Source organism: Jannaschia marina, from assembly GCF_013404595.1.
Lineage (GTDB): Bacteria > Pseudomonadota > Alphaproteobacteria > Rhodobacterales > Rhodobacteraceae > Jannaschia > Jannaschia marina.
Window position 1 is genome coordinate 428,703 of the sequence record NZ_JABVAX010000003.1, and the last position, 11,626, is coordinate 440,328.

Consider the following 11,626-nt stretch of genomic DNA (forward strand, 5'->3'; position numbering starts at 1 on the left):
CGACCTCTTCCGCCGGTTTCGCGTCTCCCCATGCGCATCCGGCGTGCGCCTCCACTCCCCCCGTCCCGGAGGCGCGGACCGTCCCGTTCTGCCCCGAACGACGGCCTCTGCCCGATGGCCTGGAATGCACCTGACCGCCGCCTCCGCCCGACGGAGTGCGGCGGTTTTTTCTAGAGATCGCCGCGGTAGCCGAGGCGCAGCCCGCCCCAATGGCGGTCCTGCACATGGATCGGGGCGGAGACGTCCTTCATCACGACCATGCCCTGCGCGCCCATGTCCCTGCGGTAGACCTGCATCAGGAACGGGGCCCTGTTCGCGCCCGCCTGCCGCCCGGTGCGATCGTCGAAGATGCGCCGGTTGCGCGAGTATATCGCGTTCGTCTTCGGATCGTCGCACTGCGGACGGGAAAATTGGGCATTGTGCGCCGCGACATAACCCGTTCGGTCACAGGGGCAGAGAAAGAGAAGTCGCGGATCGCTCGCCAGCGCCGCGTCGATGATCGGGGGCACGACAATGTCGGTGAAGGCCGCGTGACGGGACATGTGCTGTTGCGGGTTGGTTCCGGGGATCGGCACATGCGCGATATCGAAAAGGTCTTCGGGATTGATCGCCCCGCGCATGATGCCGTCCTCGAAAGCGGCGGCGACCTTCGCCGCGGTCTCCTGCGCCAGGGCGATGAGCGGGCTGTCGGTTGTGTTTTCCTCGACCTCGGCGGCGCGCTGCAGGAGCCGTTCGGTGCTGTCGGTCATCCGCACGGTCCGCCCGCGCGCCTCGGCTACGTCGAGGGCGATCTGCCGGGCCCCGCCGGCGATCGTGTCGCGCACCGTCCCGACCTCGGTTTCGGCGGCCGAGAGTTCGCGGACGGCACCGGTCATTCCCTCGATCCGGGCCGCGGCATCGGTGATGTCGGTGGCGATCGACGCGACCGCATCCTGGGTTTCGCGCGCCGTCTGCAGGCCGAGGGCGAATTCCGGAGCGAGGCTGCGCACATCGTCGCGCATCTCGACGAGACCCGCGTCGAGCGCACGGATCGCGGTGTGGATGCCACCGGCGGCGGCCGCCGTCTTGCGCGACAGGTCGTTCACCGCCTCGGCGACCACGGCGAAGCCGCGACCGGCCTCGCCGGCCCGTGCCGCCTCGATCGAGGCGTTGACTGCGAGGATGTTCACCTGCCGTGCGATGCGCGAGATCTCCGCGTTCGATGCGACGACTTCCCCGAGCGCCTCGGCCAGCACCTCCGTCCGCGGAACCATGGCGGACCCCCAGGCCGTCAGCCGTTCGTAGCGCGCCCCGTTCTCGCGAATTGCGTCGAGCCGGTCGGTGGCGGCCCCGAGGATCTGCCGCGCCGACTGGTCGAGGGCGTCGAAGCCCTGCTGCAACGCTGCGATGCCACCGGACAGGCGGTCGGAGACGCGGGCCAACCCTTCCATCTGCTTGAGCGTGCCCTGCGCGTTGTCGTCGATCCCCTCGACGAAAGCGGCGAGGTCTGCGGCAAGAAAGCCCAGCGGCGTAAGGTCGTCCGACAGGCTGCGCGCGGTCGGATCGGCCTTCTCGGGCTGTGGGCGGGACAGGGCGGTCATCGGCGCTCTGGTGGCGATTTGCACCGCATTAGCCCATTCCCGTTACCCGCCGGTTAATGCGGCACCCTCCGATTGCTCGAGCGCCTCGACCGTCGCGTCGAGGGCGAGGAGGATGGAGGCATGGCGGTTCCTGAAGTCCCGCGCAGGCGTCAGGACTTCGAGGCCGTCGAAGGGCGCGTCGGGCACCGGCCCTTCGGTTTTGAGCATCGCGTGAAGCTGGTCGCGCGCGTGCCGGACCTCTCCGGGCGTCCGCCCGATCATCGCGGCTCCCGAAACGGCGGCCGACGCCTGCCCCAGGGCACAGGCCTTCACGTCCTGCGCGTAGCGGGCGATCCGCCCGTCCTCCATGTCGAGCGACACCGTTACGGTGGAGCCGCAGAGCGGCGAACGCTTGCGCACGGTCACCTGCGGATCGTCGAGCGGCTCCGTCGCGGGCATGTCGGCCGCAAGCGCCAGGATACGGCCCGAGTAGAGCTTGATGAGGTCGGTGTCGGACATCGGGCTTCCCTCGTCGGCGTCTCCCCCATAGGTAGCGACCCGACCCCGCAAAGCAAAGGTGCGCGACATGAGCTTCGACCCTGCAACCCTGCGATACGATGCCGCCGGCCTCATCCCCTGCATCGCGCAGGACCACGAGAGCGGCGACGTGCTGATGATGGCCTGGATGACCGCCGAGGCGGTGACGCGTACGCTGGAGACGGGACGCGTGACCTATTGGTCGCGTTCGCGGCAATCCTTCTGGATCAAGGGCGAGACTTCGGGCCATGTCCAGCGTCTGATCGACCTGCGCGTCGACTGCGACCGCGACTGCCTGCTGGCGCTCGTCGACCAGACGGGTCCGGCGTGCCACACCAACCGGCGGAGCTGCTTCTACACGGCCCTGCGTGACGGGGCGGAGGTCGAGCTGTCGAAGCCGATGATCTGAGCGCTCAGAGCATCTTGCGGAAGCGCCAGAACGTCGGCTCGGTCCAGGTATAGCCGGCGGTCTCGTAGGTTGCCCGGGCAGCGTCGTTGCCCCGGTGTGCCCCGATCACGAGATAGCTGCATTGGCGCCGGCGCGCATCCGCCTCGGCTCTTTCGATTAGACCCCGTGCGAGGCCCCGGCGGCGGGCTTCCGGCCGGACGAAGAGGTGGTGTATGTCGGCCCCGCGCCGCCCGAACTGCGCCTGCGCGTGCGGCATCAGGAGGATGTAGCCAAGGAGCGGGTTGCCCGCGCCGAAGCCCCAGAGCCAGCCGTCGTCGAGATCGCGCGCAAGGGTCGCGGCGGTGGCCCCATGGGCGTCGCCGTGGTGACGGGCCAGCGCCTCGACGAGCGGCAACAGCGCCGCAGCGTCGGCGGATGTCAGGGGCGCGATTTCCATGGCCCTCTGTCGGCGCGTTGGCCGCCGCTGTCCAGCCCGTTTGACTTTGCCCCCGCCCCATGGGACCAAGCCCGTGCGACAGGGGCATCCGGGCGACCGGGTTGAGAGGTACCCTTCGAACCTGAACCGGCTCATACCGGCGGAGGAAGTTGCGCAAGGGTCGGACCGGCCCGCGTCTCCGCCCGTGAAAACAAAGGGATGCGAGATGACATTCACACAAGACCTGTGGCAGGCAACGGGGGATCTCCAGCAGAAGATTCTGGATATGCCGTTCAACCGTGCCCTTGCCGACGGCAGCCTGCCCGTGGAGGTGTTCCAGGGCTACATCGTGCAGGATGCGCACTACCTCGAAGGGTTCGCACGGGCGCTGGCACTCTCGGCGAGCCGGGGGCCGGAGCCCGAGACCATCGCGCAGCTGGCCGGCTCGGCGAGCGGCGCGATCTTCGTCGAGCGTCAGTTGCACGGCGAATACATGGCGCTCTACGGCATCAGCCCCGAGACCTTCGCCGCCACGCCGCCGTCCCGCAGCTGCGACCACTACGTTGGCTCGCTCATCCGTCACGCGGCCGTCTCGCCCTTCGCGGTGGCCGTCTGTGCGCTCCTGCCCTGTTTCTGGATCTACAAGGTGGTCGGCGATCACATCCACGCGGAGGCCGCGGCGGACCATCCCTATCGTGCCTGGATCGATACCTATGCGGGCGAGGAGTTCGGCGAGGCGGTGCAGAAGATGCTCGACCTGACCGACCGGCTCGGAGCGGCTGCGGATGCGCCGACGCGCGCGGCGATGCACCGGGCCTTCGCGCAATCCTCGTGGCACGAGTGGATGTTCTGGCAGAGCGCGCACGACCGCGAAGGCTGGCCCGCGCCGGCCTGAGGCGGTCGAATGCGGTGAAATCTCGGGGAAGGCCCTTGAACCGTTAGCGCTAACGGTGCATGTCGTCCCCCAAGGAGGCCCGATATGCCACTCGACAGCCGAATCGACGCCATCACCGACCGCATCCGCGAACGCTCGCGCGACAGTCGCGCCGACTACCTCTCTCGGATGCGGGCCCAGGCGCAGCAGGGGCCACGTCGCGCCCATCTCGACTGCGGCAACCAGGCCCATGCCTATGCCGCGATGGGCGAGGCGAAGGGTGATCTGGTGGGGGACCGTGCCCCGAATATCGGTATCGTTACCGCCTACAACGACATGCTGAGCGCGCATCAGCCGTTCAAGGACTACCCCGACCGCATCAAGGCCGCCGCCCGCGCCGCGGGGGCGACCGCGCAGGTCGCGGGCGGCGTGCCCGCCATGTGCGACGGCGTCACGCAGGGGCAGCAGGGGATGGAACTCAGCCTCTTCTCGCGTGACGTGATCGCGCTCGCCACCGGCGTCGCGCTCAGCCACAACACCTTCGACAGCGCCCTCTACCTCGGCATCTGCGACAAGATCGTTCCGGGCCTCGTCATCGCCGCCTCCACCTTCGGCTACCTGCCGGGCATCTTCGTGCCCGCCGGTCCGATGACGAGCGGCCTTCCGAACGACGAGAAGGCAAAGGTCCGCCGCGACTTCGCCGAAGGCAAGATCGGCCGCGACAAGCTGATGGAGGCCGAGATGGCCTCCTACCATGGGCCCGGCACCTGTACCTTCTACGGCACCGCCAATTCCAACCAGATGCTGATGGAGTTCATGGGCCTGCACCTGCCGGGGGCTTCCTTCGTGAACCCCGGCACGCCATTGCGCGATGCGCTGACCGACGCGGCGGCCGTGCGCGCGACCGAGATCACCGGCCTCGGCAACGCCTATACGCCGGTTTGCGACATCCTCGACGAGAAGGCCTATGTGAACGGTCTCGTCGGTCTGATGGCGACGGGCGGGTCGACGAACCTCGTCCTGCATCTGATCGCCATGGCGCGGGCCTCGGGCGTGCGGCTGACCTGCGCCGATTTCGACGCGATTTCCGAGGCGACACCATTGATGGCGCGCGTCTATCCGAACGGGCTTGCCGACGTGAACCATTTCCACGCGGCGGGCGGGCTGCCCTACATGATCGGGCGGCTCCTGGAAGCGGGGCTTCTGCACGACGACGTGTCGACCGTCGCGGGGCAGGGGCTCTCGGCCTACGCGAGCGAGCCGAAACTCGAGGACGGCCGCATCGCCTGGGCCCCGGGGCCGACGGAGACGCAGAACGACAGGATCCTGCGCGCGCCGGACGATGCCTTCGCCACGACCGGCGGCTTGAAGCAGGTGCGCGGCAACCTCGGCCTCGGCGTGATGAAGATTTCCGCCGTCGCCGAGGAGCACCGCATCGTCGAGGCACCTGCGCGCGTGTTCCAGACCCAGCAGGCGGTGAAGGATGCCTTCAAGGCCGGCGAGCTTGACCGAGACTGCGTCGTCGTCGTCCGCTACCAGGGCCCGCGCGCCAACGGGATGCCCGAGCTGCACGGCCTCACGCCGGTCCTGACGGTGCTGCTGCAACGCGGCCACAAGGTCGCGCTCGTGACCGACGGGAGGATGTCGGGGGCGTCGGGCAAGGTGCCCGCGGCCATCCACGTCGCCCCCGAGGCGCTCGATGGGGGCCTCATCGGCAAGGTGGAGGACGGCGACCTGATCCGCGTCGACGCGACGGCCGGGACGCTCGCTGTCTTGACCGAGGGCGTGGCCGAGCGCACCGTCGCCGTGCCCGACCTCTCGGCCAACGATCACGGGCTCGGGCGCGAGATGTTCCGCCTGTTCCGCGCCACCGCCGGCCGCGCCGATACCGGAGCGGGGGTGGTGGTCTGACTTGACCGCCGCGCCCGCCTAAGATCCCCGGGTCGAGCCCGAGGATGACACACCACCGAGAGATCCACCCATGACCCCAGCAGACCAGTCCAAGGCCGCCCGCGACATCGCCGGACGTGCTCCCGTCATCCCCGTTCTCGTGCTCGACGATGTCGCCCACGCCGCACCGCTGGCCGAGGTGCTCGTCGCCGGCGGCCTGCCGGCGCTGGAGGTGACGCTGCGCACGCCCGCGGCGCTCGACTGCATCCGCGCCATGGCCGAGGTGCCGGGCGGGATTGTCGGGGCCGGCACGCTCTTGACGCCGGCAGACGTGAAGGCTGCCAAGGCAGCAGGGGCCACCTTCGGCGTCTCGCCGGGCGCGACGGACACGCTCGTTCAGGCCTGCGTCGACGAGGGCCTGCCGCTCCTGCCCGGCGCGGCGACCGCGACGGAGGCCATGGCCCTCCTCGAGAAGGGCTACGACATGCTGAAGTTTTTCCCCGCCGAAGCCTCGGGCGGCGCGCCCGCCCTCAAGGCCATCGGCGCGCCCATCCCGCAGATCGCCTTCTGCCCGACGGGCGGTGTCAGCCCGCAGAACAAGGCCGACTACCTGTCGCTCCCGAACGTCCTCTGCGTCGGCGGCAGCTGGGTTGCTCCGAAGGCGATGATGCAGTCCGGGGATTGGGACGGGATCGAGGCGCTGGCGAAGGCGGCGCACTGATACGCCGTCATCGTCGGGCCTGACCCTACGATCCACCGTAGGACGAGCGCGGTGCACCATCATGGATGGCCGGGTCCAGCCCGGCCATGACGCCAACCTTCACACCAAGAGATCGAATCGATCCCGCAGCGCCCGCTCCAGGTCCACCGGAAACGCCGCCGTGTTGGGCCCCGCCAGAAGGTGCGCGCGGCGGTCGCGGGCCTTCGCCACGAGGTCGGGCTGCCCGGCCTCGGCCCATTCCTTCGGGCTCACCCGGCAGCCGAGCGCGGGATAGACGTATTCCGACTGCATGACCGACAGCGTCTCCTCCGTCCCGAGGTAGTGGCCCGGCCCGTCGAGGCAGACCGCGCGCATCGCGTCGAGCGAGAGCGTGGTCTCGTTCACCTCCACCCCGCGCACGCAGCGCAGGGCCGCGCCGATCATGTCGTCGCCGAGAATCAGGCTCTCGGGGCAGAAGCCCATGAGCGAGCCATGCATCCCCGCCGCCTCGTAGACCATGTTGAGCCCGGCGAGGCCCGCCATCACGTCGGACATGCCCTGTTCCCACCCGGCCTGCATGTCCGGCAGCTTGGCGTCCGCCACCCCCGCGGCCGCGCCGCCGGGCAACCCGTAGAACCGCGCCATCTGCGCGCAGGCCGCCGTCAGGAGCGCCTGTTCGCCCGAGCCGCCGGACATCGCGCCGGTGCGCAGGTCCGACACGAAGGGCCAGGTGCCGAAGACCGCCCGGTGACCGGGCGCGATCGAATTGACGTAGACGACCCCGGCCAGGCACTCGGCCACCGCCTGCATGATCGCCCCGGCAAGCGACGCGGGCGCCGTGGCACCCGCCTGACCTGCGGAGAGCAGGAGCACGGGCAGCCCGCCGCGGATACAGGCCTCCATCACCTCGCAGCTTTCGGTCGCGAAGCGCAGCGGCGGGACGACGAAGCAATTGGTGTTGAGCACGAAGGGGCGTGCGCGGAATGCCTCCTCGCCGCCGGCCACCATGTAGAGGTAGTCGAGGCACATCGGCACCGTCCCGGCCGTGCAGAAGCTCGTGCCCACATGCTTGCGCGTCCCGGTGAGGCAGGCGTGCAGCGTGTTGAGGTCGAGCGACTGCTCGCCCTCGATGTCGCGGGCGACGATGGGGCGTTGCAGGAAGTGGATGTTGTCGAGCGCCTCGGTGAGCCGGGCGGCCTCGTGCAGGTCGGCGAGGGTGCTGTCGCGATAGGCTCCGGTCACCGCATCGACCACGCTGACGGCGGCCCCGGCGGTGCCGAAGTGCACGCGCGCCCCGCTCAGGTCGAGGTCGAAGGCCGGATCGCGCGCCGGCAGGGTGATGTCGCGGGCCGCGAGGGCCAGCATCTCCGCCACGACCGCGCGTGGGAAGCGGAGGCGACCGTCGTCCCCCAACACGACGCCCACGCGCGTCATGGCCTCGACGCCCGAGGGCGGAGCGCCGGAGAGGCCGATCTCTTCGAGCGCGGTGAGCGCGGCCTCGTGGATCGCCGTGACGTCGGCGTCGGCGAGAGGACGGTAGCGCCCGCCCTGGAGGCCCGGGCGCACGGGGCGAAGGTGGTCGGGCAGGGCGGTGGCACGCGCGGCCTTGCGGGCGGCGCGTCCTCCGGTGCGAAGGGGTCGGTTCATGGTCTGTCCTGCGGTTGTCTCGGGTGCGGGGCGGGCTCAGGCCGCCGCCGGCCGCCCCCGGGCCGCACGCCCGCGCCGCGCACCGATCACGCGCAGGGTCAGAAGATGATGGGTCCTCGGCACCATGGGAGGAGCGTGGCGCGCGCCTGCGACGCTGTCGCGCCTGTTTGCGACTTGTCGCGGGAGAGGCATCCGCAGCCGGACGAGGCGGGCGGCGCTAACGCAATTCCCTGATGACGTTGAGGGTTTCCATCACGTCGGCGCGGGTCGCATCCCATGTGCCGCAGGTGAAGCGGATCACGAGACGGCCCCGATGCGTCGTTTGCGTCAGGTAGATCCGACCATCGGCGTTGATGCGCTGCAAGAGCGCCTCGGTCGCCGTGCACCCCTCCGAAAGCGCGAAGGAGAAGAGCGCGAGGCGCGGCTCTGACGTGATCTCGAGGCCCGGTTCCGCCCGGAGCGCCGCGCAGAGCTCCGACGTCCAGGCGACGTGATCGCGGATGCGCGCCCGGATCGTGTCGAGGCCGTAGGCGCGCATGACGAACCACAGCTTCAGTGCCCGCATCCGCCGGCCGAGCGGGATCGTCCATTCGTTGAAATTGGTGACCTCCTCGCCTTCGAGCGTCTGAAGGTAATCCGGCCGCAGGCCCAGCGTGCGGATCTGGTCGAGCGGGTCGCGCATCAGCTGCACGGCACAGTCGAACTGCGCGCCCATCCACTTGTGCGGGTTGAAGACGAAACTGTCGCAACCCTCTGCACCGGCCATCAGGGGCCGAAACTCGGGGCAGACGCCCGCGCTGCCGGCCCAGGCGGCATCCACGTGGGTCATCAGCCCGTGCGTCTGCGCGACGGGCAGGCAGGCCGCGATGTCGTCGAAGGCCCCCACACCCGTGCCACCGGCGCAGAAGACGACACCGGCGGGCCGGTGGCCGGCGGCGAGGTCGGCCTCGATCGCGGCCTGCAGCTGCGCCGGATCCATCGACAGGTCGGCGCGGGTCGTGATCTTGACGAGGTTCTCCTGTCCGAGCCCGGCGAGCCGCACCGCCTTGTCGACCGAGGAGTGGGTCTCGGCCGAGGCATAGACGCGCAGACGCGGCTGCCCCTGCAGCCCCTCGGTCAGGCCGCGGAACCCGAGCGCCCGTTCGCGCATCGTCAGCACGGCGCAGAGCGTGGCCGTCGTGGCGCTGTCGTGGATCGTACCCGTCCAGTCCGCGGGCAGGTCGAGCGCGGCGAGGAGCCAGCGGATCATCCCTTGCTCCAGCTCGGTCGCGGCCGGGGCTGTCTGCCAGAGCATCCCCTGCGCTCCGATGCCGTTCACGAGCTGCTCGGCCAGCATCGAGGCCGGAGAGGCGTTGGCCGGGAAATAAGCGAAGAAGCGGGGGTGCTGCCAATGGGTCAGCGCGCCGGGGATCAGCGCCTCGAAATCGGCGAAGATCGCCTCGGGCGTCTCGGCCGCCTCGGGGGCGGTCGCGGGCAGGCGGTCGAGCAACGCGCCCGGCGTGACCTGGGCCCGCACGGGCCGGTCCCGCAGATCGCGGTGATAGGCCGTCACCCAGTCGGCGGCGCGCTTCGACCAGGCGTTCAGGTCGTCGTGGTTCACCGCGCGCCTGCGTCGAGGTAGCCGTCCACCTCGCCCGAGCCGATGCCGCCGAGTTTCTGGAAGCTGCCCGCGCCGAACATCTCCTGCGCGGCGTCGCGGATGAGCTGATGCGTCGCGCGGGCGAGCGCGGAGCCGAGCGAGATGCGCGCGACGCCCGCGGCGGCGAAATCGGCCTGCGTGGTCTGCGTCCATTGTCCGGCGGCAAGCGCGTTCACCGGCGCCTCGACGGCGGCGCAGATGCGCGCGAGGCCCTCCATCGTCTCGGGCATCGGCACGTAGAGCACATCGGCCCCGGCCGCCTCGAAGGCGCGGATGCGGGCGATGGCCTCATCGATATCGTAGGCCCCGGTCATCACGCCGTCGGCGCGGGCGGTGAAGACGAAGTCCTGGCTCGCCCGCCGCGCTTCGGCCACGGCGGCGGTCACGCGGGCGACGCTGGCCTCGAGCGCATAGGCGCTGCCGTCGGGGGCGACGTCCTCGATGCAGCATCCGGCAAGGCCCGCGCGCGCCGCCTCGGCCACGGTGTCGGCTGCATCCGCGGGTTCGGGGCCGTAGCCGTCTTCCAGGTCGGCAGAGACGGGGCAGTTCAGGTGATCGGACAGGTCTTTCGCATGGGCGATGGCCTCCGCCCGGCCGATCTTGCCGCCGTCGGGCAAGCCGCGGGTGAAGGCGAAGCCTGCCGAGGAGGTGGCGATGGCCTCGGCCCCGAGCGCCCGCAGCATCCGGGCGGAGCCCACGTCCCAGGCGTTGGCGAGGATGAAGGGCGAGCCGGGGCGGTGCAGGGCGCGGAAGTCGGTCATGGCGTCATCTCCTGTGAGAGGTGCTGGGCAAAGGTCAGAAGCGTGTCGAGCGCGGCGAGAAGCTCTGCATCGGGGCGGGTGAGGGCGAGGCGGACATGGCCCGCCGCCGCCGGCCCGAAGCTCTCGCCCGGCATGACGGCGATGCGATGGGCGTCGAGCAGCGCATGGGCGAAGGCGGTGCCGCTCTGGCCGGTCGCGCGGATGTCGAGCATCAGGTACATCGCCCCGCCCGACGGGATGACGCTCACGATCCGCTGCGCGGCAAGCCGGTCGAGGCAGGCGTCGCGCCGCCGCCGGAAGGGCGCGGCGAGACGGGCCTCGAAGGCCGGCCCGAGCGACAGCGCATGGAGCGCGGCGCTCTGGATGTATCCCGCCGGTCCGTAGGTCGTGGTGTTGCAGAGGTCGGCGGCGGCGGCGATGGCCGCCTCCGGGCCGATAAGCCAGCCGAGGCGGCTGCCGGTCATGGCGTGGCTCTTCGAGAGCGACCCGGCGACGAGCGTACGCTCGGCCATGCCGGGCAGGGCACGAGGGCTCAGGTGGTCCCCGGTCCAGACCTGCGAGTCGTAGACCTCGTCGGAGATCACCCAGAGATCGTTGGCGGTGGCGACCTCGGCGACCCCGGCAAGGGTGTCGGCATCGTAGACCGCGCCCGTCGGATTGTTGGGCGAATTGACGAGAAGCGCGCGCGTCGCGGGCGTGACCGCCGCCGCCAGGTCCGCGGCGCGCGGGGCGAAACCGTCTTCGGGACGTGCGGGAACCGGGACGGGCACGAGGCCGGCGGCCCGGGCCGTCGCGGCATAGCTCGTGTAGGCCGGATCGGGGTAAAGCAGCGCCGCGCCCGGGTCGGCCACCGCCATGCAGGCCACGAAGAGCGCGAACTGTCCGCCCATGGTGACGGCGACATTGGCGCGGGTCGTGGCGACGCCCGTGCGCGCTGCCACGCGGGCGGCGATGGCATCGCGCAGCGCGTCCGTTCCCGTGAGCGGCGCATGGCCCGTCTGCCCGTTCCGCGCCGCAGAGACCAAGGCATCGAGGATCGCCGGGTCCGTGCCTCGGTCGGGCTCGCCCACCGTCAGGTCGATGACCTGCGCCCCGGCCTCCCGCAGGGCGCGTGCGCGATAGTAGACGGCCCAACCGTCACCGGTCTGCGCAAGGGAGCGGATGCGTGCGGAAAGGGACGTCATGGCGCGCATGG

11 protein-coding genes and 1 riboswitch are annotated in these 11,626 nt (G+C 70.5%); of the genes, 4 read left to right on the forward strand and 7 right to left on the reverse strand.

Going from position 1 to position 11,626, the window contains the following annotated elements; genetic code table 11:
• Nucleotides 1-170: 170 nt before the first annotated feature.
• The gene (locus tag HSX43_RS08475) at nucleotides 171-1,580 is read right to left on the reverse strand and encodes a methyl-accepting chemotaxis protein (RefSeq protein ID WP_179379666.1); all 1,410 of its coding nucleotides are present in this window, start codon (nucleotides 1,578-1,580) and stop codon (nucleotides 171-173) included.
• Between the two features lie 42 nt (nucleotides 1,581-1,622).
• Nucleotides 1,623-2,078 (reverse strand): iron-sulfur cluster assembly scaffold protein, encoded by a 456-nt coding sequence (locus HSX43_RS08480; RefSeq protein ID WP_179379667.1) that lies wholly within the window; start codon nucleotides 2,076-2,078, stop codon nucleotides 1,623-1,625.
• Between the two features lie 67 nt (nucleotides 2,079-2,145).
• On the opposite strand from HSX43_RS08480, the gene hisI reads away from it, so the two are divergent.
• Complete coding sequence (hisI, locus tag HSX43_RS08485) at nucleotides 2,146-2,505, forward strand: phosphoribosyl-AMP cyclohydrolase (protein ID WP_179379668.1); 360 nt, start codon at nucleotides 2,146-2,148, stop codon at nucleotides 2,503-2,505.
• Between the two features lie 4 nt (nucleotides 2,506-2,509).
• Here the strand turns inward: hisI and HSX43_RS08490 are convergent, their stop codons facing one another.
• Nucleotides 2,510-2,941 (reverse strand): GNAT family N-acetyltransferase, encoded by a 432-nt coding sequence (locus HSX43_RS08490; RefSeq protein WP_179379669.1) that lies wholly within the window; start codon nucleotides 2,939-2,941, stop codon nucleotides 2,510-2,512.
• Between the two features lie 70 nt (nucleotides 2,942-3,011).
• Nucleotides 3,012-3,106, forward strand: a riboswitch (TPP riboswitch).
• A 40-nt stretch (nucleotides 3,107-3,146) separates the two neighbouring features.
• On the opposite strand from HSX43_RS08490, the gene HSX43_RS08495 reads away from it, so the two are divergent.
• The 3 genes from HSX43_RS08495 (at nucleotide 3,147) to HSX43_RS08505 (ending at nucleotide 6,405) form a co-directional block, all read left to right on the forward strand.
• A complete protein-coding gene (locus HSX43_RS08495) occupies nucleotides 3,147-3,815 on the forward strand; it encodes a TenA family protein (RefSeq protein ID WP_208454515.1) in 669 nt (222 codons plus the stop codon).
• Between the two features lie 84 nt (nucleotides 3,816-3,899).
• The gene (gene edd, locus HSX43_RS08500; protein WP_179379670.1) at nucleotides 3,900-5,705 is read left to right on the forward strand and encodes a phosphogluconate dehydratase; all 1,806 of its coding nucleotides are present in this window, start codon (nucleotides 3,900-3,902) and stop codon (nucleotides 5,703-5,705) included.
• A gap of 70 nt (nucleotides 5,706-5,775) precedes the next feature.
• The gene (locus HSX43_RS08505; RefSeq protein WP_179379671.1) at nucleotides 5,776-6,405 is read left to right on the forward strand and encodes a bifunctional 4-hydroxy-2-oxoglutarate aldolase/2-dehydro-3-deoxy-phosphogluconate aldolase; all 630 of its coding nucleotides are present in this window, start codon (nucleotides 5,776-5,778) and stop codon (nucleotides 6,403-6,405) included.
• A 99-nt stretch (nucleotides 6,406-6,504) separates the two neighbouring features.
• Here the strand turns inward: HSX43_RS08505 and HSX43_RS08510 are convergent, their stop codons facing one another.
• From HSX43_RS08510 to HSX43_RS08525, 4 genes are all read right to left on the reverse strand, one after another.
• Nucleotides 6,505-8,031 (reverse strand): trimethylamine methyltransferase family protein, encoded by a 1,527-nt coding sequence (locus HSX43_RS08510; RefSeq protein ID WP_179379672.1) that lies wholly within the window; start codon nucleotides 8,029-8,031, stop codon nucleotides 6,505-6,507.
• 217 nt (nucleotides 8,032-8,248) lie between these two features.
• Nucleotides 8,249-9,631: a pyridoxal phosphate-dependent decarboxylase family protein gene (locus HSX43_RS08515; RefSeq protein WP_179379673.1), complete on the reverse strand. Its 1,383-nt coding sequence runs from the start codon at nucleotides 9,629-9,631 to the stop codon at nucleotides 8,249-8,251.
• Complete coding sequence (locus HSX43_RS08520) at nucleotides 9,628-10,431, reverse strand: isocitrate lyase/PEP mutase family protein (RefSeq protein WP_179379674.1); 804 nt, start codon at nucleotides 10,429-10,431, stop codon at nucleotides 9,628-9,630. Before HSX43_RS08520 ends, HSX43_RS08515 begins: the two co-directional genes overlap by 4 nt.
• Complete coding sequence (locus HSX43_RS08525; protein WP_179379675.1) at nucleotides 10,428-11,615, reverse strand: pyridoxal phosphate-dependent aminotransferase; 1,188 nt, start codon at nucleotides 11,613-11,615, stop codon at nucleotides 10,428-10,430. The genes HSX43_RS08520 and HSX43_RS08525 overlap by 4 nt, the downstream gene beginning before the upstream one ends.
• Nucleotides 11,616-11,626 lie beyond the last annotated feature (11 nt).